Source organism: Kitasatospora mediocidica KCTC 9733, from assembly GCF_000744225.1.
Lineage (GTDB): Bacteria > Actinomycetota > Actinomycetes > Streptomycetales > Streptomycetaceae > Kitasatospora > Kitasatospora mediocidica.
This window is the reverse complement of sequence record NZ_JQLN01000005.1, coordinates 378589-401693: the sequence shown is the minus strand read 5'-3', so window position 1 is coordinate 401693 and position 23105 is coordinate 378589. Positions and strand designations below refer to the sequence as shown.

General features: G+C 69.5%; 22 protein-coding genes and 2 tRNA genes. 15 read left to right on the top strand and 9 right to left on the bottom strand.

The genetic code is table 11. The features are described from left to right. Positions 1-16: 16 nt before the first annotated feature. The 7 genes from BS80_RS15895 to BS80_RS15875 all read right to left on the bottom strand — a co-directional run bounded on the left by BS80_RS15895 (position 17) and on the right by BS80_RS15875 (position 5456). Complete coding sequence (locus tag BS80_RS15895; RefSeq protein WP_157536302.1) at positions 17-220, bottom strand: hypothetical protein; 204 nt, start codon at positions 218-220, stop codon at positions 17-19. A gap of 391 nt (positions 221-611) precedes the next feature. Continuing rightward, positions 612-818, bottom strand: coding sequence for an Imm32 family immunity protein (locus BS80_RS15890; RefSeq protein ID WP_035798001.1), 207 nt, complete (start codon positions 816-818; stop codon positions 612-614). A 232-nt stretch (positions 819-1050) separates the two neighbouring features. Then, positions 1051-1137: transfer RNA gene (locus BS80_RS40805), tRNA-Arg, on the bottom strand. A gap of 184 nt (positions 1138-1321) precedes the next feature. Beyond that, positions 1322-2791, bottom strand: a complete 1470-nt coding sequence (locus BS80_RS40800) for a P-loop ATPase, Sll1717 family (protein ID WP_157536300.1) — start codon at positions 2789-2791, stop codon at positions 1322-1324. 411 nt (positions 2792-3202) lie between these two features. Beyond that, positions 3203-4027 carry a protein phosphatase 2C domain-containing protein gene (locus BS80_RS15885; protein WP_035797997.1) on the bottom strand — a complete coding sequence of 275 codons (825 nt, stop codon included), beginning with the start codon at positions 4025-4027 and terminating at the stop codon, positions 3203-3205. 4 nt (positions 4028-4031) lie between these two features. Then, on the bottom strand, positions 4032-4874 hold the full coding sequence (locus tag BS80_RS15880; RefSeq protein WP_035797993.1) for a sigma-70 RNA polymerase sigma factor region 4 domain-containing protein: 843 nt from the start codon (positions 4872-4874) through the stop codon (positions 4032-4034). Positions 4875-5024: 150 nt separating this feature from the next. Continuing rightward, on the bottom strand, positions 5025-5456 hold the full coding sequence (locus BS80_RS15875; protein ID WP_083974772.1) for an ATP-binding protein: 432 nt from the start codon (positions 5454-5456) through the stop codon (positions 5025-5027). Positions 5457-5582: 126 nt separating this feature from the next. Between BS80_RS15875 and BS80_RS15870 the strand changes: the two genes are divergently transcribed. Next, a complete protein-coding gene (locus tag BS80_RS15870) occupies positions 5583-6365 on the top strand; it encodes a GntR family transcriptional regulator (RefSeq protein ID WP_063771990.1) in 783 nt (260 codons plus the stop codon). Between the two features lie 4 nt (positions 6366-6369). Here the strand turns inward: BS80_RS15870 and BS80_RS15865 are convergent, their stop codons facing one another. Further along, complete coding sequence (locus BS80_RS15865) at positions 6370-6669, bottom strand: hypothetical protein (RefSeq protein WP_035797990.1); 300 nt, start codon at positions 6667-6669, stop codon at positions 6370-6372. Positions 6670-6923: 254 nt separating this feature from the next. Between BS80_RS15865 and BS80_RS15860 the strand changes: the two genes are divergently transcribed. From BS80_RS15860 to BS80_RS15830, 7 genes are all read left to right on the top strand, one after another. After that, on the top strand, positions 6924-7322 hold the full coding sequence (locus BS80_RS15860) for a hypothetical protein (RefSeq protein ID WP_035797987.1): 399 nt from the start codon (positions 6924-6926) through the stop codon (positions 7320-7322). Positions 7323-7431: 109 nt separating this feature from the next. After that, a complete protein-coding gene (locus BS80_RS37750) occupies positions 7432-9027 on the top strand; it encodes an FtsK/SpoIIIE domain-containing protein (RefSeq protein ID WP_051966660.1) in 1596 nt (531 codons plus the stop codon). A gap of 2 nt (positions 9028-9029) precedes the next feature. Continuing rightward, entirely contained in the window at positions 9030-9218 is a 189-nt protein-coding gene (locus tag BS80_RS15850; RefSeq protein ID WP_232246498.1) for a hypothetical protein, read from the top strand. Between the two features lie 12 nt (positions 9219-9230). Further along, entirely contained in the window at positions 9231-9434 is a 204-nt protein-coding gene (locus BS80_RS15845; RefSeq protein WP_035797982.1) for a hypothetical protein, read from the top strand. Next, positions 9431-11032, top strand: a complete 1602-nt coding sequence (locus tag BS80_RS15840; protein WP_035797980.1) for a replication initiator — start codon at positions 9431-9433, stop codon at positions 11030-11032. The genes BS80_RS15845 and BS80_RS15840 overlap by 4 nt, the downstream gene beginning before the upstream one ends. Further along, positions 11029-11244 (top strand): excisionase family DNA-binding protein, encoded by a 216-nt coding sequence (locus BS80_RS15835; protein ID WP_035797978.1) that lies wholly within the window; start codon positions 11029-11031, stop codon positions 11242-11244. Before BS80_RS15840 ends, BS80_RS15835 begins: the two co-directional genes overlap by 4 nt. After that, entirely contained in the window at positions 11244-12446 is a 1203-nt protein-coding gene (locus BS80_RS15830; RefSeq protein WP_051966659.1) for a tyrosine-type recombinase/integrase, read from the top strand. Before BS80_RS15835 ends, BS80_RS15830 begins: the two co-directional genes overlap by 1 nt. Positions 12447-12540: 94 nt before the next feature. Here BS80_RS15830 and BS80_RS15825 read toward each other — a convergent pair. Continuing rightward, positions 12541-12612 (bottom strand) — tRNA-Arg (locus BS80_RS15825). 162 nt (positions 12613-12774) lie between these two features. Between BS80_RS15825 and BS80_RS15820 the strand changes: the two genes are divergently transcribed. From BS80_RS15820 to rho, 7 genes are all read left to right on the top strand, one after another. After that, entirely contained in the window at positions 12775-13182 is a 408-nt protein-coding gene (locus BS80_RS15820; protein WP_051966658.1) for a response regulator, read from the top strand. Between the two features lie 97 nt (positions 13183-13279). Continuing rightward, positions 13280-14941, top strand: a complete 1662-nt coding sequence (argS, locus tag BS80_RS15815) for an arginine--tRNA ligase (RefSeq protein ID WP_035797977.1) — start codon at positions 13280-13282, stop codon at positions 14939-14941. A gap of 83 nt (positions 14942-15024) precedes the next feature. Beyond that, entirely contained in the window at positions 15025-16416 is a 1392-nt protein-coding gene (gene lysA, locus BS80_RS15810; RefSeq protein ID WP_035797975.1) for a diaminopimelate decarboxylase, read from the top strand. 142 nt (positions 16417-16558) lie between these two features. After that, a complete protein-coding gene (locus BS80_RS15805) occupies positions 16559-17851 on the top strand; it encodes a homoserine dehydrogenase (protein ID WP_035797973.1) in 1293 nt (430 codons plus the stop codon). Between the two features lie 8 nt (positions 17852-17859). Further along, a complete protein-coding gene (gene thrC / locus BS80_RS15800) occupies positions 17860-18948 on the top strand; it encodes a threonine synthase (RefSeq protein WP_035797971.1) in 1089 nt (362 codons plus the stop codon). 395 nt (positions 18949-19343) lie between these two features. Next, positions 19344-20261, top strand: coding sequence for a homoserine kinase (thrB, locus tag BS80_RS15795; protein ID WP_035797969.1), 918 nt, complete (start codon positions 19344-19346; stop codon positions 20259-20261). Positions 20262-20875: 614 nt separating this feature from the next. Beyond that, positions 20876-23008 (top strand): transcription termination factor Rho, encoded by a 2133-nt coding sequence (rho, locus tag BS80_RS15790; protein ID WP_035797966.1) that lies wholly within the window; start codon positions 20876-20878, stop codon positions 23006-23008. Positions 23009-23105: the final 97 nt, after the last annotated feature.

Here is a 23105-nt window from a genome sequence, read left to right as displayed (position 1 = left end):
CAACCGACCGCCCCTCTCAGCCCCGCCCCGCCAGCATGTCGCTGCGCGTCTGGAACCTCTCCACCGCTTCCCGCAAGCCATCCCCGAACGTCTCGCGGATCGCCTTGATCGCCAGGATCGTGCGCCCCTCGGAGATCAACACATCGATCTCCCGCCACAACCCCTCACCGGCTTCCTGCGACGTCTCCCGCACCACCGATTCCGCACCACCGATCTCCATGCGGGCCACTGTGACACCAACTCCGTTACCCCGCCCCGGATTTTCCGCAGGGCCGTCGCCCCGCTCCGCGAGCTCGGCAGCCGTCGACCCTGGTCAACCAGCCCTGCATCCATGGCGATCACCTGCGCACCCACCCGCCCATCGCCGCCCGCGACGGATCTCGCCACGCCCGCATCGGTGTCAAACGTCGACCCGGACGGCGTCGCACAGGCGGGCTGCCGAACCAGCCCTTGCAGCCGGATCCCAACGTCGGCCCGGCCGACTTCCTGTGCCAGAACTGCTTCACCTGCGGTTGAGCATCAGCGCTCTGGCGGCGTCGGGAGTAGGCGAGTTCCCAGATGCCGGATGCCCGGAAAGCACGAGCCGTGCCCGGGCGAGATCGTTCCGCTGCTCAGACGCTCTCGTTCCGTTCCAGGATCAGACTGGTTGACCCTGCCACCAGGCCCAGATCGACTTCGAGATGCTCGTGGTAGCCGTCGTGGAGCTGGGCATCGGCCAGCCCGATGAGCCTCTCTGCGAGTTCGCGAAGTCCGGCAGCGTTGGCTGTGATCATGACCTCGAGGTCCGTGCCCTGCACCTTGATCCGAGACTCGTCCATAGCGTCACGTTACTGAGCTTGAATGGGTGATGTCGGGGACCGGGAGCGCGAAGGGTGCCCCGACGCCCAGGCCGAGGGCGGGGCTGGAGAGCGACCCACCCGGACGGGTCGCCTTCGCCGACGCCGGCGAACTGATGGCCCGTATGGCCCGGATCTGGCCCCGGGCATGAAGAAGGCCCAGCTTCGCGGTAACTACCCGCTGGGCTGGGCCTTTTCGGCACTTCTTGCGAAGTGCCCCCGGTAGGATTCGAACCTACGCACCCGCCTCCGGAGGGCGGCAGGCGGTCACTGTGGGTGACCTGCGAGCCCTGCCTCCGGCGCCCAGTTACCAATCGACCCGCCGCAGCCCTCTGTTGACCGTCGCGTACCGCGCGGTCTGGCGCGTTTCTGGCACGGTGCAGGAGCGTGTGTGGCAACGGAGAAGCGTGCGCATGGGAGGCTGCCACTCGATCTGGCGGACCTGCTGGCTTGACTCCTGGCCTTCACTGTCTGGCGGGACTGCCTCAAGCGAGGCTAAACGCCTTCCAGAGGCCGGGGTGCAGCTGCATGGATTCATCATGCAAGAGACTTGCTTCGGGATTCCTATGCTTAAATCGAAAATATGGATCAGAACTTCCGGTGGCCCCGCCAGGAGTAACGTTCCCAATAAAGCTGCTGTCAAAAAGCGCTGTAGTTACCGAGTGAAGGTCGAGCTTGTCTTTGAACCTTGAGTCATTCTCAACTCGCGTGCGCAAGTCCGCAAATGTAAAATCGCGCTGACGCAAGGTCCCCAGAAGCTGCCTGATTCTTGACTGCTGATCTTCGGTGAAGTATGTGCTCAAGGCATCGTGCATCTCGTCGACAAAATATGTCTGTGAATAGTCAGAGATGCCCGAGAGTACTATGCTGGGCAAAATTGGACCCGGGCCGTCCACGTGCTTCTGGATGATCTTTAGGAGCTGCAGGAGGTCTCGTGGCGTATGGCGAGTCTGGAGTAGCAAGAACTCGACTGTGTTCTTTCCGGAGATCGTTGGATCAAAGAACTCTGAGAATAGATCGCTACATGACCTATCAACTAGGCGTGCTCGAAGATTCGCCAGCCTCACGAGATGGCTCACGCCAGCATCTCGGGGATTTTGGTACCAATTTAGCTCTAGACCGTAGTCCCGGCGGATCTTCCCTGCTTGGGGGAGCGATAGGCGGGAGTATAGATCCGTCCTGCAGGAGACCACGATCTTAATTGGGCTGCCTGATTCCTGGAACATCTCGTTTAGGCCTACAGTGGCCTGAATGAGCCCGCCTAGAAGTAGCTCTCGGCCGCTACTCGCCAAGGAAAGATCGTCTAGTCCATCGATGAAAAAGTAGTGCTTTCGATTGCTCCTGTATTCGGACGTCACGCCCTCTAGGTATGCTAGCCAAAGGCGAAGATCGCCCTCGTCCGTGCTCCTTTGAAAATCTGCAGAAAGCCCAAGGCCCTTGTTTGGGAGTCCGACCGAAGCGGACACCTTGGTCATTCGAAACCGCTTAAGGCTGGAGGGCTGCTGTGGGATAACCCCGGCTTTCCCGAGCTCTTTTTCTGCGGCCGCTACTTTCTTTCTTGATTTGGCGTCGGCCTGACCATCTCCTGAGAGGCCAGTAATGATCTGGACCATTAGGTGAAGCTGCCATGCGTAGACATGTCGCACGTGCGCATCGATGGAGTCGGGAACTACGCCTTTGAACTCGCGCAATGGAAGCTTGTCTACGAAAATTGCTTGCGGTGCTGAAAGCTGAGCAGGGGCACCTTCTGCCAGAAGTCGGAGGCGTGCGCCGACCGCTGACTTCCCGGACCCCTTATACCCTAGCAGGAGAAATTCGTGTGAATTCAGAACTCTATCAACGGTTCCGCCGAGGTCGTAATAGCCGTCACGGAGCAGAGTTGGGGCCATTAGATATTCTCGGCCAGCATCGGAAAAACCGAAGTTGAATCTACGAAAATCAGATACCGTCGCCATGTGAGAATGCTAGCAGCGTTCACGGCGAAAGTATGGGCATGGCGCTAGATCGCTGCGCGGGCGGCGGAGCGGTTTTGGCCGGTGTCCTGTCTGGTCTGGGGCCGGGCATGATCGGGGGGCCGTAAGCTGCTGCGACTCGGTCAGGGCTTATGGGCCTGACCGCAATTTGGCCGAGTGGCCCCCCGGTCTTGCTCGGCGCGGGGCCCGGTCCTGGCAGGTGGGTAAAACTGTGGAGCCGCCGGCCCCAGCCACGCGCTGCCCCGTTCTGGCGGTCGCGCCGGGACCGGGCGCCAGCCCGCACGCCCGGCGTCGGCCGCCGCGGGCGGGGCAGCGGCGCGCGCAGGGCGCGCGCCCTTGACCTAGTACAGCTCAATTCGGCAGTGACCCGGGGCGAGTTGTGAGCTGGCAGGGCTACAGGTTGACGGTCGCTACGGCGGTGTCGTCGTGGGCCTTGCCGCGGGGCCAGCGCTTGCCTTCGGCGTCGTCGTGTTCGGCAGTGCGGACGTGGCGGATGAGCTCGGCTGGCCCGTGGTCGCGGATGACGGTGAGGGCTTGGGCCCAATCGGCCAGGGCGAAGCGGTCGACCAGGCGGGAGGCGCCGTCGCTGAGGAGCGTGAAACCGGTGAGGTCGGCGCGGGGGATGCTGCCGGTGAGGGCTTCGTGCGCGGCAGCGGGATCGGCGGCGGCGACCCAGAACCCGCCGGGCTGGTTGCGGTGGGCGCGGAGGGCTTCGACGTAGGCGCGGTGGGCGGCGACGTGCGCGGGGGTGCCGGTGGCCTCGGCGTCCATCGGCTGGCGCAGGACGCTGCCGACCTGGGCTTCGCGGTCGTCGGTGATGGCCACCGGGGCGCGCTCGTCGGCGGGTTCGAGAACGAGGGTCGAGTCGGCCAGGACGAGGTACTCGATGTCATGCTCGGTGAGCCGCACCGCGATCACGGTTGCTGACGGGGTGCCTGGGTGGCTGAGGTCGCAGGTGTCGGCGTGGAGTTCGGCAGTGCGCGAGATGGCGTCGGCCAAGCACTCCGTGAGGGTGCGCTCCGGCTGGTTGGTGATGCTGGCCAGCAGGTTGACGCCGAGTCGAGAGGCGTACCAAGCGACGCCGTGGGTGCAGCCGCAGTCCGAACCGGCTGGGGTGCCAGAGCCGTCCAGGAGCACGACGGCGTTCGGACTGGCGGCGACGAAGTCCTCGTTGGGGCGGCCGGGGTGGGCGGGCTCGGTAGCGATCTCTATGCGCACCCGATCAGTGTGCCTCGTGGCGGTAGAACGGGGACAGCAGGCGTACGTTGACGGGCTCGTTGTTCGCGGGGTCGTACTCCACGTTGACCAGGACGGAGAAGCGTCCGGTGCCGACCTGGTTGTAGAGGTCGCCCAGGTCGTTGACGAGAAGGTGGATCACACCGAGGGTGCCCTGTGGGTGGATGCCGGTGAGAACCATGATCAGTCCCTGGCCGTCGGGGCGGGGCAGGCGACCGAGGTACGCGACGTCGGAGTTGGTGCTTGGGTCGGAGTCCATGCCGGAGCGGTAGGCGGTCCCGGCCTCCCGGTCGCGGAGCGTCCAGGGGCCGTCGGCGGCGCGCTCGAAGCAGATGGACGGGTCCTGGGCGAGGACCCCGGCGACGTGGCTGGAGAGCCGGGGACCGCAGATGACGATCATGTCGTCGCGGTTGAGGTCGATCTCGCCGCCGATGGGGACGTGTTCGAAGCTCGGGTCCAGCTTGTAGGAGCGGGCCAGATCGCCGAGCCGCTGGGCGGCGGCGAAGTCCTCGGCTGCCAGCACCGGGCGGGAGTTGCCGGCCTCCTGCTTCAGCGGGGTGGCGATGATCAGGCGGGCGTTGCCCAGGAACGCGCCCTCGGGCGACGGGGCGGACTGCTTGAGCTGGTGGATGCGGCCGCGGGTCAGTCCGGCTTCCGCGGCGATCTGGGCGTAGGACATGCCCTGGTCGTGGAGTTCGGAGATGACCCGCTGGCGCAGTCTGGAGAGTTCAGTGACTTCCTGCTGGGCTTCGGCAAGTCGGAGGGTCGCGGCGCGTAGGAGTTGAAAGGGGTCCTTGATCGCGGCGATCCGCTTTGTTTCTCCCGCCACGTCTTCTTCTCCTCCTGAGGTCGACCCTGCCAGGGCTGAGTCTAGGGGGATAGACAGGATCAGCAAACGGAGGTGGCGGGCAGTTTGCTGGGCGGGGGCGTTCATCGCGGATCTCCTGCGGCGTCTGAGGCGTGTTGTTTGTATAGGGGGCTATACACCCCGAGAACTGGACTTCTGTGCGTGCTGGTGGCGATCTTCGTGCTCGGTGCATGTTAGTTCGGCCCAGACGGTGTGGCAGTTGTCGACCTCGCTCCGCGCGCCCCAGTGATCCGCGAGGGCGTTCACGATCGCCAGGCCCCGCCCGAAGTCCTCGACCTCCTCGCTGTTGCGGAAGCTGAATGCGCTGTTGCGTGCGCCGTCGTCCGTGACGGCGATTCGGATCCAGTTGCGCCGGCGGAGGACCTCCACCCAGAAGTGGCCGTCGTGGCCGGAGCGGGTGTGGAGGATGGCGTTGGTGGCAAGCTCGGAGGCGATCAGCTCCGCGTCGTCGGCTCGCATGCAGTCCTCCAGGGCCTCGCGAACCAAGGCGCGGGCCGAACTGACGGCCTCTACGGATCCGGGGAATTGGGCAATCCAAGGCATGGCTGACACCCTTCCGTCACAGTGGACGCTCTGATCAACTACATTGCGTCAAGCTCGAATCCGAGCTTGAAAGCTAGGGTCCGAGGTTGTCAAGCTGATCTGAGGATTCGTGAGATTGGGGGCAGGGTGGCCGACTTGGGTCGACCGGCATATCTGCGACTTGCTGACGCCCTGCGCGCCGAGATCCTTTCGGGGCAGCGTCCTCCCGGTTCGCGGGTGCCCAGCATCGCTGAGCTGCACCGCGAGTACGGGATGTCCGAGCAACCCGTCCGGCAGGCCCTCCGCGTCCTGGCAGCCGAAGGGCTGATCGAGGGGCGCCCGGGGTCGGGGACGTACGTCCGGGAGCGGCCGACTCTCGTCCGGGTTGCGCGCGGGCGCTACCGCACGCCGGGGAGTCCCTATGAGGCGGAGACCCGTGCGCGGGGCGTGGAGCCGAGCTGGTCCCACAGCTCCCAGAAGACGTACGCGACCGCGGGACTTGCCGCCCGGCTCGGCCTGGCGGAGGGGGATCCGCTGATGCAGACGCAGTACGTCTTCCGTGCGGACGGGGTGCCGACCCAGCTCTCGACCAGTTGGGAACCGCTCGGGCTGTCGGGCGGTACGCCCGTTGTCTTTCCGGAACTCGGGCCGCTGGCCGGCGTCGGGGTGGTGCTGCGGTTCGCCTCGATCGGGCTCGCGCCGACCCGGGTCACCGAGGATGTCGCGGCTCGGCCGATCCTGGAAGCCGAGGCGACGTCACTCGGCGTGCCGCTGGGGACGACGGTGCTCATGATCGAGCGGACCCACTGGGCGGGCGACGTACCGGTGGAAACGGCGGACCTGGTGCTCGCTGCCGACCGCTTCCGGCTGGCTTACGAGATCGAGGTGCCTCCCGAGGCCGCCAACTGGAGCAGTCGACCCCAGGGCTGACCGGTCAGTGGCGGAAGCGAGCCGTCTCGTCGGCGACGCGGAGGAGGAATTCCGTGATCGTCGCTCCGCCCCCTGTGGGGACAAGGGCGAGCCCCAGGTTGAAGATCACCTCATCGGCCTCCAGGGCAGCCTCCTCGTCGCCTCGCTCCCAAGCGTTCTGGGAGACGGTGAAGAGCGGGCGGATGTCCTCCCAAGCTGCGGCCGGGGCGAAGTGACAGTCCGTCCAGAACATGTCGATGCCTTCAAGGGTCAGCGTCCCGATCAAGCTGTCCCCATGCCTGAGCTGCCAGGTCTGGTCCGTCACGTCTTCTCCTCAGTGCTTCGACGGGCACTGTAACTCGCCTGTTCGGGCTCGGGTTCTCCGGCCGCATTTCGTACTGGCGATCGAGTCGAGATCGACGGCGCATCGTCGACCTGACGACTCGTCAAGATCGTTGTATATACCCCTAGACAGTTGCCTTGGCGATGTCCTACCTTAAGTGTCCACCCCCCTAGACGGCCATCTCGGGGCCGCTCGGCCTTCGACTGTCTAGGGGGGTGGACGAAAGGAAGATCCTCATGGCTATCCGTGGTGCGATCCCGGTCCGGTTCGAGGACGTGTTCCCGGCCGGCGCGTTCGCCGTCTCGGTCGAACCGGTCGCCGACTTCGAGGCGAGCAAGAGCGGCACCAAGGTTCAGGCGCGGGACAAGGCCACCGGCCAGCCGCTGTGGGTGGTCGCGGTGGTCGACCCCGACCCGGAGGCCCGGGACACCTCGGCTCGGGTCAAGGTGGCGGCACAGGTTCTCCCCGTGCTGCCGGACCCGGCGCCCGGACTGCCGTTCCGGCCGGTCGAGTTCGAGGGCCTCACGGTCACCGCGTACGTGAACAACAGCGGCCGTGTCGCCTACTCGTTCCGGGCCAGCGCCGTCCGCGTCCCCGCCGGTCCCCGGGCCTCCTCGCCCAAGTCGGCTGCCTGATCCGCGCCCGACTCCCGGCATGCGCCACCGCCCTCCGACACGGGCGCATGTCGGGGCCCACCCCCTGCCACCCCCTGCACTCCGAGCACGCGAAAGAAGGTGACCAGCCATGTCCCACCCGGTCAGCAAGCGCGGAATCAAGACAGCGGCCGTCGTCCTGGCAGCCGCATGGATCGGCTACTCCTGGGCCGTCACCCGCCTCGGCCCGACGGGCGGCGTCCTGCTCCTGACGCTCTACGCCGCCGTCCCCGCGGGCTGGTGGGCGTACCGGACGTACTCGCTGCGTTCGCGCATCCGGCGCGGCTGGCCGGACCTGAGCTACGCACTCGGCCTCTGGCAGCAGGCACCGCTTCCCCGCTTCGACGCGACCTACGAGTACACCTGGCCACGCATCGCACGCTTCCGCCGGCACGCGGACGGCCTGGACATCCTGATCGGCCTGCTGCCCGGTCAGGTGCCTGAGCAGCTCGCCCAGCACGTCCAGGCGATCGCGCACGCCTGGCGCGTCCACCGGGTCGAGGTGACCAGTCCCAGGCGCGGCGCGGTGGTGCTCAGGGCCTGGACGTCCGACCCGCTCGCCGAACCGTTCACCGACCGCTCCGCCGTGAAGCCCAAGGCCGTGCGTCCTCGGCTGCTGGACCGTCTCAAGTCCTGGCGCGGCATGCTCGCCAAGCTCGCGGGCCGAGGTCGATTTCGCCTGGTCGGCGGCGCTGCGCAGCTCCAAGCCGTGCTTCGGTCGGCCTGGTTGGCTTCGACGGTGGAGCTTCCGGGCGCTGGTCGCGGCACTGCGGCTCTCGCGGCGGTCGGCGGCTCTGCTGAAGCGGCTTCATCAGGAAGCGCTTCTGCGACCGAACCGCTGGGCGGGTCGGGGCCGCAGTGGCGGTCGGTAGAGATCGGCAGCCGCGAGGACGGCAAGCCCTGGCGCCAACGGCTGCACGGCACACACGTCCTGGTCGCCGGAGTCACCGGGGCGGGCAAGGGCTCCATCCTCTGGGGCGTGGTCCGCGGGCTCCTCCCGGCCGTCGCCGTCGGACTGGTGCAGATCTGGGCATTGGATCCCAAGCGGATGGAACTGTCCTTCGGCGTCGGACTCTTCACCAGGTACGCGTCCGACCCCGAGCGCATGGTCGACCTGCTGGAAGACGCCGTCGAGCGGATGCAGGAGCGGGCCCACTCCTTCGCCGGTCGACTGCGGGCCCACACCCCCTCCGCCTCCTCGCCGTTCATCGTCCTCCTGGTCGACGAACTGGCCTTCCTGACCGCCTACCAGCCGGATCGCGACCTGCGGCGCCGGGCCGAGGCCGCCATCGCCACCCTGGCCAGCCAGGGCCGCTCGGTCGGCTTCTGCCTGGTCGGCGCCCTCCAGGACCCGCGCAAGGAGGTCATGAACCTGCGCAACCTCTTCCCCGACCGCATCGCGCTGCGGATGGACGAAGCGGCTCAGGTCGACATGGTGCTCGGTTCCGGAGCGCGTGCCCGTGGCGCTTTGGCTGACCTGATCTCACCCGATCCGCACACGGGCGCCGGCGTCGGCTACGTCCGCGACGAGACCAGTCCGGACGCCGTCCGGGTCCGCGCCGCCTACGTCTCCGACAGCGAGATCGAACGGCTGGTCGCCCAGTACTGCCGCGACAGCTCTCCCCATGCGGCGTCTAGCCCCCTAGACGTGCACGTTTCCTCACTCGGAGAAGGAGCCCACCCGTGATCGTGAACGCCTCCCTTGTCCTCCTCCTCGGCGCGGTGATCGTCCTGCTGATCCGCCAGAGCGCCATGCGGGTCCTCGACCTTCTGCTCTGCGGAACCTTCGGCTTCCTCCTCGCCAACACGGTCGCTGCCCCGGCCATCCGTCACACCCTCGCCTGGCTCGCCGCCACCGTCGGCAGCATCCACCCCTGAACGGAGAACACCATGTCCGCCCTCCACACCCCCACCACCCCGGCCTACCCCGTCCCCCAGCCGGACCACAACGACCCCCGGTTCAGCAACGGGTTGCTGCTCGACGTCGCCCGCCGCATCGAAGCCGCCGGCTTCCCGCCCATCACCACCGGCCGGGACCTGGTCCGCCTCATGGAGGCCCTCTACGCCTTCTGCTACTCCACGGACCGACGATGACCACCCGCGTCGAACGCGCCAGGATGCCGCTCGCCCGCGACGTCCTGCGCGCGGTGGCCGAGGAACACGGCGTCTGCGTCCGCCCGGTGGCCGTCCGCCGCACCGACGTCCTGACCGGTGAAACCGAGATCATCGACATCCCCTGTGGCGCCACCCGCGCCAGCCTCTGCCCGACCTGCGCCGAGCGTAAGCGCCGACTGCGGGCCGTCCAGTGCCGCGAAGGCTGGCACCTCACCGAGGAACCCGCCCTCGAAGCCGACCCCGCCACCGACGAACAGCGCTTCCTGACCGAACTCCGTGCTGACCTGACCAAGGCCCACTCCACGGCCACCGGCACCGAAGCCGACGAACTCGCTTCCCTGATCCTCGACGTGGACGAGCAGCTCGCCGACAGCGGAGCCCGGGGCACCCTCGCTCCTACCGCCACAGCCCGACGCGTCCGCTCCACCCGACGACGCCAGGACACCCCCGACCTGCCCCGCCGCCCGGTCGAAGCCCGCACGCTCGGCAAGGCGTACACGACCCCTGATGGCAGGGCCTTCCGCCCGTCCCTCTTCCTGACCCTCACCCTGCCCTCCTACGGCCGGGTCCGCGCCGACGGCACACCCGCCGACCCGGCCCGCTACGACTACCGCCACGCTGCCCGCGACGCCCTGCACTTCTCCAAGCTGGTCGACCGCTTCATCCAGAACCTGCGCCGCTTCGTCGGCTACGACGTCCAGTACTTCGCCGTAGTCGAACCACAGCGGCGCCTGGCCCCGCACCTGCACCTCGCCCTGCGCGGCACCATCTCCCGCGCCGAACTCCGCCAGGTCGTCGCCGCCACCTACCACCAGGTCTGGTGGCCGCCCTGCGACCAGCCCCGCTACACCCGTGCGACCGCCCCGCTCTGGTCCCCCGAGCACGACGGCTACCTCGACCCCGCCACCGGCAGCCCGCTGCCCACCTGGGACCAGGCCCTCGACGGACTCGACGCCGACCCGGACGCCGAACCCCTCCACGTCGCCCGCTTTGGCAGCCAACTCGACGCGCAGGGCGTCCTCATCGGCTCGCCTCAGGCCGGCCGCTGCATCCGCTACCTGACCAAGTACCTCACCAAGAGCGTCGCCGAGTGCCACACCTCGGCCGGCGACAGCGAACAGACCCACGTCGACCGCCTCGCCGCCGCCCTGGAACAGGAACCCTGCTCGCCGACCTGCGCCAACTGGCTCCTGCACGGCATCCAACCCAAGAACGCCCACCCCGGGCTGCGCGCCGGCGCCTGCCGCGCCAAGGCCCACAAGCGCGAACACCTCGGTTACGGCGGCCGTCGCGTCCTCGTCTCCCGCAAGTGGTCCGGCAAGACCCTCGCCGACCACCGCACCGAACGCCGTGCCTGGGTCCTCGACCTTCTCGGACAGAGCGGACCCCCACCCGACCCGCACCGCTACCTCTGGGCCGTCGTCCGCCCTGGCGACCCCGACACCTCACCCCTCGCCGCCCGTCTCCTGCGCGCCGTCGCCGAACGCGTCCGCTGGCGCACCGCCCTGGACCAAGCCCGCGCCCAAGCCGAAGGCCACGCCGTTGCCACGATTCATCCCGAAAGGAAGGCAGCATGACCCCCGCTGACCGGCTTCTGAGCATCGCCCAGGCCGCCGACCTGCTCGGCACCACCGAACGCTTCCCCCGCCGGCTGATCGCCGAACGTCGCATCGCCTTCGTCAAGGTCGGCCGCCACGTCCGGATCCCGGCCTCGGTCCTCGCCGAGTACATCGCGACCCGCACCGTCCAGCCGGTCACCCTCCGGCGCACCTTGCGGAGGGCAGCCTGATGGCGAACAGCAAGGGCACCCGGCGGCGCTTCGGGGCGATCCGCCAGCTCCGCTCGGGCCGGTTCCAGATCCGATACCCGGACCCGGAGACGGGCCTTCCCCGGAACGGTGAGGAGACGTACCCGACCAAGACGGACGCGGAAGTCGCGCTGACCCTGATCGAGGCCGACATCAAGCGGGGCAAGTGGGTTGACCCCGACGCGGGACAGGTGAACTTCGGGGGCTTCGCCGACACCTGGCTGAAGGAACGGGGCCTCGCCGATCGGACCTTGGAGCGGTACGAAGGAGTCCTTCGGCTCTACATCCGCCCCACGTTCGGAGTGGGAACCGTCGCCGAGGTCACCGCGGCCAAGGTCCGGTCCTGGCGAACCGGTCTGCTGGATGCCGAGGTGGGGCCGGCGACCGTGGCCAAGTCGTACCGGGTGCTGCGGGCCATCTTGTACACAGCTGTGGACGACGGCCTGATCGAGCGCAACCCCTGCCGGATCAAGGGCGCGGCTGCTGAGGACTCGGCGGAGCGTCCGGTCCTGACCGTGGAGGAGGTCTACGCCGTGGCCGAGGTGATCGAGCCGCGCTATCGGGCGCTGGTGCTGATGGCGGCCTTCTCCACTCTGCGCTTCGGGGAGTTCGCGGCCCTGCGCCGGCGGGACGTCGACCTGGAGAAGGGGATCGTCCGCGTGCGGCAGGCTCAGGCCGAGTTGCAGACCGGGAAGCTGAAGTTGAAGCGTCCCAAGAGTGAGGCGGGCGTCCGGCCGGTGGCCTTTCCTGCCTCGATCGTCAAGGAGCTGGCGGAGCACCTGCGCTGGTTCGGCGAGTCGGGCTCGGCCGGCCGGGTCTTCGTGGGGCCGCGCGGGGGACTGCTGCGGCGGAGCAACTTCCACGACGTGTGGACGACGGCGCTCAGGAAGTCCGGGGTGGACTGGACCCGGGCCCTGGGGGAGACGGGGGCGGAGAGCATCCGCTTTCATGATCTTCGGCACACCGGCAACACCCTGGCGGCCGATACCGGCGCCAGCACGCGGGAGCTGATGCACCGTATGGGCCACTCCACGATGGACGCGGCTCTCCGGTACCAGCACATGCGCGGGGAACGGGACCTGCTCATCGCCGGCGGTATGGAGAAGGCGATCGCCAAGGCCCGGGGGACCGGCAGGGCCAAGCGCGCCACAAAGCCCAAGCCACCGGAGCCTTCTGGCGCGTAACTGGCACGGCGCGGTTTCGGCCCCGGGCATGAAGAAGGCCCAGCTTCGCGGTAACTACCCGCTGGGCTGGGCCTTTTCGGCACTTCTCGCGAAGTGCCCCCGGTAGGATTCGAACCTACGCACCCGCCTCCGGAGGGCGGTGCTCTATCCCCTGAGCTACGGGGGCCTGCTGGTGGTGCGCTGTGTCGCATTGCTGCGACGTGGAGAACATTACCAGCTCGGGCGCGTGGTCCGTGCAGGGGTTTCGAGGTCGGGTCGGGGGCGGCGGAAGTGTGGAAAGCCCGGACGGGTGGGGGTGGGCGCCCGTAGGGTCGGTGGGGTGGAGGGTGTGTCCGGGCGGGTCCTCGTGGTGGACGACAACGAGGCGATCCGCAGGCTGATCAGGGTCAACCTGGAGCTGGAGGGCTTCGAGGTGGTGACCGCGGCTGACGGTGCCGAGTGCCTGGAGGTGGTCCGCCGGGTGAAGCCGGACGTCGTGACGCTGGACGTGATGATGCCCCGGCTGGACGGTCTGCGGACGGCGGCCCAACTGCGGGCCCAGCAGCAGACGGCGCGGCTTCCGATCGCCATCGTGAGCGCGTGTACCCCGGCGGATCTGGACCGTGGCGAGTCGGTCGGGGTGGACGGGTATCTGGGCAAGCCGTTCGATCCGGAGGATCTGGTGGCGCTGGTGCGTCGGTTGATGGCGAAGCGGGAGGGGGAGGGCTTCGCGTACGGATTCGGCGATGGGCGTTGAAAGATTTCGCCCACAGCGAACACCGCAGGCCCGTGAAGCGTCTCAACGGGTGGCCGGGTGACCGGCGCACACTCCCCTCTCGCCTACGCTTGGCGTCGTGACACCCGCAGAGCTTTCCCAGGCAGTCCAGGTCGCAGTGCGCGCCGCCGTCGAGGCGGGCGAGCTGTCCGTCGCCGTCCCCGAACAGGTCACGGTCGAGCGACCCAAGAACAGGGACCACGGCGACTACGCCACCAACGTGGCCCTCGTCCTCGCGAAGCCGGCCGGCATGCCGCCGCGCGCGGTGGCCGAGTTGGTCGCCGCGCGCCTGCGCGAGCTGCCGGGCGTGGCCAAGGTGGACATCGCCGGCCCGGGCTTCATGAACATCACCTTCGACGCCGCCACCCAGGGCGAACTGGCCCGCACCATCGTCGAGGCGGGTGCGGCGTACGGCCGCAACGAGGCGCTCAAGGGCCTGCGGATCAACCTGGAGTTCGTCTCGGCGAACCCGACCGGCCCGATCCACATCGGCGGCGTCCGCTGGGCGGCCGTCGGCGACTCGCTGGCGCGGGTGCTCAAGGCCACCGGCGCCGAGGTCACCACCGAGTACTACCTGAACGACGCCGGCGTGCAGATCGGCAAGTTCGCCGCCTCGCTGCAGGCCGCCGCGCACGGCCGCCCGGCCCCCGAGGACGGCTACGTCGGCGAGTACATCGTCGACATCGCCAAGGCGATCACCGACGGCGTCCCCGGCATCCTCGACCTCGCCGCCGACGAGCAGCTGGAGGCCTTCCGCCGCGAGGGCCTGGCGCTCATGGTCGCCGAGATCAAGCGCTCGATGGACGAGTTCGGCACGCACTTCGACACCTGGTTCTCCGAGAAGTCGCTGCACGACTCGGGCGCCGTGGAGAAGGCCATGGAGCGGCTGCGCGAGCAGGGCCACGTCTTCGACCAGGACGGTGCGATCTGGCTGCGCACCACCGACTTCGGTGACGACAAGGACCGCGTGCTGATCAAGGCGGACGGCGAGACGACGTACTTCGCCGCCGACGCCGCCTACTACCTCAGCAAGCGTGACCGGGGCAGCGAGGTGTCGGTCTACATGCTCGGCGCCGACCACCACGGTTACGTCAACCGCCTGAAGGCCATCGCGGCCTGCGCGGGCGACGACATGAACCGCAACATCGAGGTCAAGATCGGCCAGTTCGTCAAGATGCTGCGCGATGGTGAGGAGGTCCGCATGTCCAAGCGGGCCGGCAACATCATCACCATCGACGACGTCGTCGACTGGATCGGCGTGGACGCGGCCCGCTACACCCTGGCGCGCTCCTCCACGGACTCCACGATCACGCTCGACATCAACGTGCTGACCAGCCAGACCAACGAGAACCCGGTCTTCTACGTCCAGTACGCGCACACCCGGATGTGCGGCGTGACGCGTAAGGCCGAGACCATGGGCATTACCAAGGGCGAGTCCGAGGACTTCAAACCCGAGCTGCTGTCCACCGAGTGGGAGTCCGCCCTGCTGGGCGCGCTCGGGGAGTTCCCCCGGATCATCGCCAAGGCCGGCGAGACGCGCGAGCCGCACCACGTGGCCCGCTACCTGGAGGACCTGGCCCGCGAGTACCACCGGTTCTACGACAACTGCCAGATCCTGCCGAAGGGCGACGAGGAGGTCACCGACCTCACCCGCGCCCGCCTCTGGCTCGCCGACGCCACCCGCACGGTGATCGCCAACGGCCTCGCCCTGCTCGGTGTCTCCGCACCCGAGCGGATGTAGTCACCGCATCAGCGTGTCCGGGGCGGTGACGATCCATCGGGATCGACGCCGCCCCGTCCCACAGACCAGGAGAGATACCCGCGATGAGCCGCTCCGCGCACCCCGCAGGCCCCCGCCACGGCGACGTGCTGCCCGAGGGGCACTACCTGGCCCCGCCGAGCGATCTGAACCACCTCGACCCCAAGGTCTGGTCGCGCACGGTCACCCGTGACGAGCAGGGCATCGTCACCGTCGGCGGCCTGCGCGTCACCGAGCTGGCCACCGAGTTCGGCACCCCGGCGTACCTGATGGACGAGGACGACTTCCGCACCCGGGCCCGCGCCTGGCGCGACGCCTTCGGCACGGACGCCGACGTGTACTACGCGGGCAAGGCGTTCCTCTCCAAGGCGGTGGTCCGCTGGCTGCACGAGGAGGGCCTCAACCTGGACGTGTGCAGCCCGGGCGAGTTGGCCGTCGCGCTGGCCGCGGGCATGCCCGCGTCGCGCATCGCGCTGCACGGCAACAACAAGTCGGCGCACGAGCTGGAGCAGGCGGTCAAGGCGGGGGTCGGCCACATCGTGGTCGACTCCTACCAGGAGATCGAGCGGCTGGCCGCGATCGCCGCCGGCCAGGGCGTCCGCCAGGCGGTGCTGATCCGGGTGACGGTCGGTGTCGAGGCGCACACCCACGAGTTCATCGCCACCGCGCACGAGGACCAGAAGTTCGGCCTCTCGCTGACCGGTGGCGCGGCGGCCGAGGCGGTCCGCCGGGTGCTCGCGCAGGAGAGCCTGGAACTGCGCGGCATCCACTCGCACATCGGCTCGCAGATCTTCGACACCGCGGGCTTCGAGGTCGCCGCCCGCCGGGTGGTCGGCCTGCTCGCGGCGATCCGCGACGAGCACGGCGTCGAGCTGCCCGAGATCGACCTCGGTGGCGGCCTGGGCATCGCGTACACCAGCGAGGACGACCCGCGTGAGCCGGCCGAGATCGCCGTCTCGCTGGCCGAGATCGTCCGCCGCGAGTGCCTGGCCGCGAACCTGACCGCGCCCCGGCTGAGCGTCGAGCCGGGCCGCGCGATCGTCGGCCCGACCGCCTTCACGCTCTACGAGGTGGGCACGATCAAGCCGTTGGAGGGCCTGCGCACGTACGTCAGCGTGGACGGCGGGATGTCGGACAACATCCGCACCGCGCTCTACGACGCCGAGTACTCGGTCGCCCTCGTCTCGCGCGCCAGCACGGCTGAGCCGATGCTGGTACGGGTGGTCGGAAAGCACTGCGAGTCGGGTGACATCGTGGTCAAGGACGCCTTCCTGCCCGCCGATCTGGCGCCGGGCGACCTGATCGCGGTGCCCGCCACCGGCGCGTACTGCCGCTCGATGGCGAGCAACTACAACCACGCGCTGCGCCCGCCGGTGGTCGCGGTCCAAGGCGGTGCGGCGCGGGTGATCGTGCGGCGCGAGACGGAGGAGGATCTCCTCCGTCTTGATCTCGGATGACGAATATTTCGTCTCAGATCATGGAACGCCAGGAGATCTGTACGGAATCTCCCTGAGACTGGGGATTGAAACGAAAATCCGGCGGAGATCGGGAACCACCGCCGGAGGCCATGATGGATGAGCGATGGATGAGCGGAGTCGGATGATGCGTACGCGCCCGCTGAAGGTGGCGTTGCTGGGCTGTGGTGTGGTGGGCTCCGAGGTGGCGCGCATCATGACGACAGACGCCGCCGACCTGGCCGCGCGGATCGGCGCGCCGGTCGAGCTCGTCGGCATCGCGGTCCGCCGGGTCGGCCGGGAGCGTCCCGGGGTGCCGGCGCACCTGGTCACCACGGACGCCGAGGCGCTGGTCACGCGCGAGGACGTCGACGTGGTGATCGAGGTGGTCGGTGGGATCGAGCCCTCCAAACACCTGATCCTCTCCGCCTTCCGGCACGGTGCCTCGGTGGTCAGCGCCAACAAGGCGCTGCTCGCCCAGGACGGCGCCGAGCTGCACGCCGCCGCCGCCGCGGCCGGGGTCGACCTGTACTACGAGGCGGCCGTCGCGGGTGCGATCCCGCTGATCAGGCCGCTGCGCGAGTCGCTGGCCGGCGACAAGGTCAACCGGGTGCTCGGCATCGTCAACGGCACCACCAACTTCATCCTCGACAAGATGGACTCCACCGGCGCGGGCTACTCCGAGGCGCTGGAGGAGGCCACCGCGCTGGGGTACGCCGAGGCCGACCCGACCGCCGACGTGGAGGGCTTCGACGCCGCCGCCAAGGCCGCGATCCTGGCCGGCATCGCCTTCCACACCAAGGTCACCGCCGCCGACGTCTACCGCGAGGGACTCACCGAGGTCACCGCGGCCGACATCGCCAGCGCCAAGGCGATGGGCTGCGTGGTCAAGCTGCTCGCGATCTGCGAGCGCTCGGCGGACGGCGCCTCGGTCACCGCCCGGGTGCACCCGGCGATGATCCCGCTCAGCCACCCGCTGGCCTCGGTCCGCGAGGCGTACAACGCGGTCTTCGTCGAGGCCGAGGCGGCCGGCCGGCTGATGTTCTACGGCCCGGGCGCCGGCGGCGCGCCGACCGCCAGCGCGGTCCTCGGCGACCTTGTCGCGGTCTGCCGCAACAAGCTCAACGGGGCTACCGGACCGGGTGACTCGGTCTACGCCCAGCTTCCCGCCAAGGCCATGGACGACGTCGTCACCCGCTACCACGTCAGCCTGGACGTGGACGACCGCGCGGGGGTGCTCGCCCAGGTGGCGTCCACCTTCGCCGAGCACGGGGTGTCCATCGACACCGTGCGCCAGCAGGGCCGCGACGGCGACGCCTCGCTCGTCGTGGTGACCCACCGGGCCACCGACGCCGCGCTGTCGGCGACCGTGGACAAGCTCCGCGCGCTGGACAGCGTGCGCGAGGTGGCCAGCATCATGCGGGTTGAAGGGGAATAGGAATTTCCATGAACGCCGTGATCGACAGAGCAGCCCACACCCACCAGTGGCGGGGCCTCATCGAGGAGTACCGGGACCGGCTGCCGGTCAGCGCCACGACCCCGGTGGTCACCCTGCTGGAGGGCGGCACGCCGCTCGTCCCGGCCCAGCTGCTCTCCGAGCGGACCGGCTGCGACGTCTACCTCAAGGTCGAGGGTGCCAACCCGACCGGGTCCTTCAAGGACCGCGGCATGACGATGGCGATCTCCAAGGCCAAGGAGGACGGCGCGCAGGCCGTCATCTGTGCCTCGACGGGCAACACCTCTGCCTCCGCGGCCGCCTACGCGGTTCGTGCGGGCATGGTCTGCGCGGTGCTGGTGCCGCAGGGCAAGATCGCGCTGGGCAAGATGGGCCAGGCGCTGGTGCACGGTTCGAAGATCCTCCAGGTGGACGGGAACTTCGACGACTGCCTCACCCTGGCGCGTGAACTGTCCGAGAAGTATCCGGTCGCGCTGGTCAACTCGGTGAACCCGGTACGGATCGAGGGTCAGAAGACCGCCGCCTTCGAGATCGTCGACATGCTCGGCGACGCCCCCGACATCCACGTCCTGCCGGTCGGCAACGCGGGCAACATCACGGCCTACTGGAAGGGCTACCGCGAGTACGCGAAGGACGGTCTGTCTTCGCGCACCCCGCGCATGTGGGGCTTCCAGGCCTCCGGTTCGGCCCCGATCGTGGACGGTGCGCCGGTGCTCAGCCCGCAGACCATCGCCACCGCGATCCGGATCGGCAACCCGGCCTCCTGGGAGTACGCGGTCGCCGCGCGGGACGAGTCGGGCGGCCTGATCGACAAGGTGACCGACCGTCAGATCCTGTCCGCCTACCGGCTGTTGGCCGCACAGGAGGGCGTCTTCGTGGAGCCCGCCTCGGCCGCCAGCGTGGCCGGTCTGCTGCACGCCGCCGAGCAGGGCCTGGTCGACCCGGGCCAGCGGATCGTCTGCACGGTGACCGGCAACGGGCTCAAGGACCCCGACTGGGCGGTGGCCGGCGCGCCGCAGCCGCACGTGGTCCCGATCGACGCCGAGGCCGCCGCGCGCCGACTCGGCCTGCTGGACTGACACTCCGTCTCTTTCGTCCGACCGTCGGGCCGGTCCTCACCAGGGCCGGCCCGTCGTCGCTTCCGAGTAACGTCTTCGGTGTCAATTTCGTTGTCCTTATGGATGCCATTTCGGCACCGGTTCAGGCCAGAAGCTGCAACACGGCAGATCGAGAGGGAGCGGGGTGTACCGCTGTGGAACCTCTCTTCGATACCCTGGGCCCTGGCGGTGTGGCGCATGCCAAGGGCCGGGCGGAGCCTGACCTCGTGGGTGCCGGCCCGACACCCCTCGCCCGCCACCCGTCATCACCCGTGCCGGACGCGCCTCGCGCGACGCCCACCACTCGCCGCCCGCCCCCACCGCTTTCGTTCGACGCGCATCGCGCGACGATCCAGATCCCCAGGAGAGTCCACCGCATGGCCGGTCCTGCGTTCCGTGCCGCCGCCGTTCGGGTTCGGGTCCCCGCGACCAGTGCCAATCTGGGCCCCGGCTTCGACGCCTTCGGACTCGCCCTGGGTCTGTACGACGACATTGTGGTCAGGGTCGCCGATTCCGGACTCACCGTGGACATCGCCGGCGAGGGCGCCGACACCCTGGCACGGGACGAGCGCCACCTGGTGGTCCGCTCGATGCGCGCCGCCTTCGACCGGCTCGGCGGACAGCCGCGCGGCCTGGAGGTCGTCTGCGCCAACCGGATACCGCACGGCCGTGGCCTCGGATCCTCCTCCGCCGCGATCTGCGCGGGCGTGGTGGCCGCACGTGCGGTCACCATCGGCGGTGCTTCCGCCCTCGACGACGCCGCGCTGCTGGCTCTCGCCTCCGAGCTTGAGGGCCACCCGGACAACGTCGCCGCCTGCCTGGCCGGCGGGTTCACCATCGCCTGGACCGACGAGGACGCGGCCCGCGCGGTCCGGCTGGAGCCGGCCGGGCAGGTCGTCCCGGTGGTCTTCATCCCGGCCACCGAGGTGCTCACCGAGACCGCCCGCGGCCTGCTTCCCAAGAGCGTTCCGCTCGCCGACGCGGCCGCCAACGCCGGGCGTTCGGCGCTGCTCGTCGAGGCCCTGACCAGGCGCCCCGAGCTGCTGCTGCCCGCCACCGAGGACCGCCTGCACCAGGACTACCGGGCCTCGGCGATGCCGGACAGCGCCGCCCTGGTGGCTGCACTGCGCTCGGAGGGCGTCCCTGCGGTCATCTCCGGCGCCGGGCCGACCGTGCTCGCGCTGGCCGACGAGGCGGGCGCCGACAAGCTGCTGCAGTTCGCGGGCCCGGCCTTCGCCGCGCACCGGCTGCAGCTGGACCGTGACGGAGCCCGCGTCCTGCCGTTGGACGGGTGACCGTCCGCGGCGGTCGACCGCGCAGCCGGCGCGGTCGACCGCCGCACCCGCGACAGCGCCCCGGCACGGGACGGGGAGAGCGGCCGGGGACGGACACGATTGGCAAGCATGAGGCTGGGGAATGTGTGAGGGGGTCGGTAGTGTTAACCTCATGTCTGCATCAGGCGCCCTGCGGGGCCCGGTGCGCCGCTTCCCGATCTCCGCGTCCCGCTGCTGCGGGATCCAGTCGATGTCGGGGACCACGATTCTCCGGGAGCCCACCACAGCGCGTACGCAGCCTGCCTGCGCGATTGCGGCCGCATCCCGAAGCCGTGTCGGAGCCTGACCCCCACCCGCCGCAACCGGCCTCGCTGTCGAGGCTCTGACGGGCGGGAGCGCGGGAGACCGTCACACGACGGGGGCCCGGGTTTCGCAGGCAGCGGTCGGCATGAGACCGGCCCGCCGTACTACTTCGCTCCACCGTGCCTTGTGCACCGCACTTCGCACCCCTCCCCCGCCCAGCACCGCAGTGGTGGGGACCACCGCCTCGGGCCTCCGCGACACAGCGCAGGTCGGACAGCACAACCGGTCGCCGAGCCAGACAGGCCGACGTCCGCTCCAGGGAAGGACCCTTAGTGAGCGACACCACTGATCTGATGGGCGCGCGCCCGGACGCCGACGCGACGGATGCGCCCGCCGCGCCCGCGGCGCCGGCCAAGCGCCGCCGTACCGCCGCCGCAGGCCTTGACGGTCTGGTCCTGGCCGAGCTGCAGAAGCTCGCCTCGACGCTCGGCATCAGCGGCACCGGCCGGATGCGCAAGAGCCAGCTCATCGAGGCCATCAAGGAGAAGAGCGGCGGCGACCCGCTGCTCGCCTCCGCGGCCCCGGCGCCGGCTCGTGCCGCCGCCAAGGAGGCCCCCGCGGCGGCCGCCGAGAAGCCGGCCCGCCGTACCCGCGCCGCCCAGAGCGCCGCTGCCGCGGTGGTCGAGGCGCCCGCCCAGATCGAGATCCCGGGCCAGGCCGCCCCGGAGACCGCCGCCCCGGCGCGGGCCGAGCGCGGTCGTCGTCGGGCCACCTCGGCCGCCGGCGCCCCGTCCGCCGTCGAGGCCCCCGCCGCCGCGGTGGAAACGGCCGAGCCGGCCGCCGCGGTCGCCGAGGCCAAGCAGACCGAGGCCCGCGTCAGCGAGTCCCGCGCCTCCGACGGCCGGACCTTCGACGGCCGCGACGACCAGCGTGAGGGCCGCCGTGACCGCCGCGACCGCCGCGAGCGGTCCGACCGCACCGGCACCGACCGGGCCGCCACCGAGCGTCCGGAGCGCACCGCCGCGGACCGCGCCGAGCAGCGCACCGAGACGGTCGACGCGGACGGCGACTCCCGCGAGTCGCGCCGTGACCGGCGCAACCGCCGCGACCGGACCGACCGTCAGGGCGGCCAGGGCGCCCAGCAGCAGAGCGCGCAGCCGGTTCAGCAGAGCCAGCAGCAGAGCGCCCAGCCCGCCCAGCAGGGCGGCTACGACGACGACGAGTTCGGCGACGGTCGGCGCGGCCGCCGCGGCCGCTACCGCGACCGCAACCGCCGCGGCCGCCGCGACGGCTTCGAGGTCGGCCCGGCCGAGCCGCAGGTCAGCGACAGCGACGTGCTGATCCCGGTCGCCGGCATCCTGGACATCCTGGACAACTACGCGTTCGTCCGGACCTCCGGCTACCTGCCCGGCTCGAACGACGTCTACGTCTCGCTGGCCCAGGTCCGCAAGAACGGCCTGCGCAAGGGCGACGCCATCACCGGCGCGGTCCGCCAGCCCCAGGAGGGCGAGCGCCGCGAGAAGTTCAACGCCATGGTGCGGCTGGACTCCGTCAACGGCATGGACCCGGAGAGCGGCCGCGGCCGTCCCGAGTTCGGCAAGCTCACCCCGCTGTACCCGCAGGACCGGCTCCGCCTGGAGACCGACCCGGGCGTGCTGACCACCCGGATCATCGACCTGGTGTCGCCGATCGGCAAGGGCCAGCGTGGCCTGATCGTCGCCCCGCCGAAGACCGGCAAGACGATGATCATGCAGGCGATCGCCAACGCGATCACCACCAACAACCCCGAGTGCCACCTGATGGTCGTCCTGGTCGACGAGCGTCCGGAAGAGGTCACCGACATGCAGCGGTCGGTGAAGGGCGAGGTCATCTCCTCGACCTTCGACCGCCCGGCCGAGGACCACACGGTCGTCGCCGAGCTGGCCATCGAGCGCGCCAAGCGTCTGGTGGAGCTGGGCCACGACGTGGTGATCCTGCTGGACTCGATCACCCGCCTGGGCCGCGCCTACAACCTGGCGGCGCCGGCCTCCGGCCGCATCCTGTCCGGTGGTGTCGACTCGACCGCGCTCTACCCGCCGAAGAAGTTCTTCGGCGCCGCGCGCAACATCGAGAACGGCGGCTCGCTGACCATCCTCGCCACCGCGCTGGTGGAGACCGGCTCGCGCGCCGACGAGGTCGTCTTCGAGGAGTTCAAGGGCACCGGCAACATGGAGCTGCGGCTGGACCGCAAGCTCGCCGACAAGCGGATCTTCCCCGCGGTGGACGTCGACGCGTCCAGCACCCGCAAGGAGGAGATCCTGCTCGACCGCGACGAGCTGGCGATCACCTGGAAGCTCCGCCGGGTCCTGCACGCGCTCGACTCGCAGCAGGCGATCGAGCTGCTGCTGGACAAGATGAAGCAGACCAAGAGCAACGCCGAGTTCCTGATGCAGATCGCCAAGACCACTCCGGGGTCCAACGACTGACGCGTCATCGAACCGGAAGCCCCGGGCGGCAGCTGCCGCCCGGGGCTTCCCGGCGTTCCGGGCCGGGACGCGGCTGTTGCACAGACCGGACATATCC

Coding starts and splice junctions, on each gene's coding strand:
- BS80_RS15895 (WP_157536302.1), bottom strand. CDS start 220: ATGGAGATCGGTGGTGCGGAATCGGTGGTGCGGGAGACGTCGCAGGAA.
- BS80_RS15890 (WP_035798001.1), bottom strand. CDS start 818: ATGGACGAGTCTCGGATCAAGGTGCAGGGCACGGACCTCGAGGTCATG.
- BS80_RS40800 (WP_157536300.1), bottom strand. CDS start 2,791: ATGGCGACGGTATCTGATTTTCGTAGATTCAACTTCGGTTTTTCCGAT.
- BS80_RS15875 (WP_083974772.1), bottom strand. CDS start 5,456: ATGCCTTGGATTGCCCAATTCCCCGGATCCGTAGAGGCCGTCAGTTCG.
- BS80_RS15860 (WP_035797987.1), top strand. CDS start 6,924: ATGGCTATCCGTGGTGCGATCCCGGTCCGGTTCGAGGACGTGTTCCCG.
- BS80_RS37750 (WP_051966660.1), top strand. CDS start 7,432: ATGTCCCACCCGGTCAGCAAGCGCGGAATCAAGACAGCGGCCGTCGTC.
- BS80_RS15845 (WP_035797982.1), top strand. CDS start 9,231: ATGTCCGCCCTCCACACCCCCACCACCCCGGCCTACCCCGTCCCCCAG.
- BS80_RS15840 (WP_035797980.1), top strand. CDS start 9,431: ATGACCACCCGCGTCGAACGCGCCAGGATGCCGCTCGCCCGCGACGTC.
- BS80_RS15835 (WP_035797978.1), top strand. CDS start 11,029: ATGACCCCCGCTGACCGGCTTCTGAGCATCGCCCAGGCCGCCGACCTG.
- BS80_RS15830 (WP_051966659.1), top strand. CDS start 11,244: ATGGCGAACAGCAAGGGCACCCGGCGGCGCTTCGGGGCGATCCGCCAG.
- lysA (WP_035797975.1), top strand. CDS start 15,025: ATGAGCCGCTCCGCGCACCCCGCAGGCCCCCGCCACGGCGACGTGCTG.
- BS80_RS15805 (WP_035797973.1), top strand. CDS start 16,559: ATGATGCGTACGCGCCCGCTGAAGGTGGCGTTGCTGGGCTGTGGTGTG.
- thrC (WP_035797971.1), top strand. CDS start 17,860: ATGAACGCCGTGATCGACAGAGCAGCCCACACCCACCAGTGGCGGGGC.
- thrB (WP_035797969.1), top strand. CDS start 19,344: ATGGCCGGTCCTGCGTTCCGTGCCGCCGCCGTTCGGGTTCGGGTCCCC.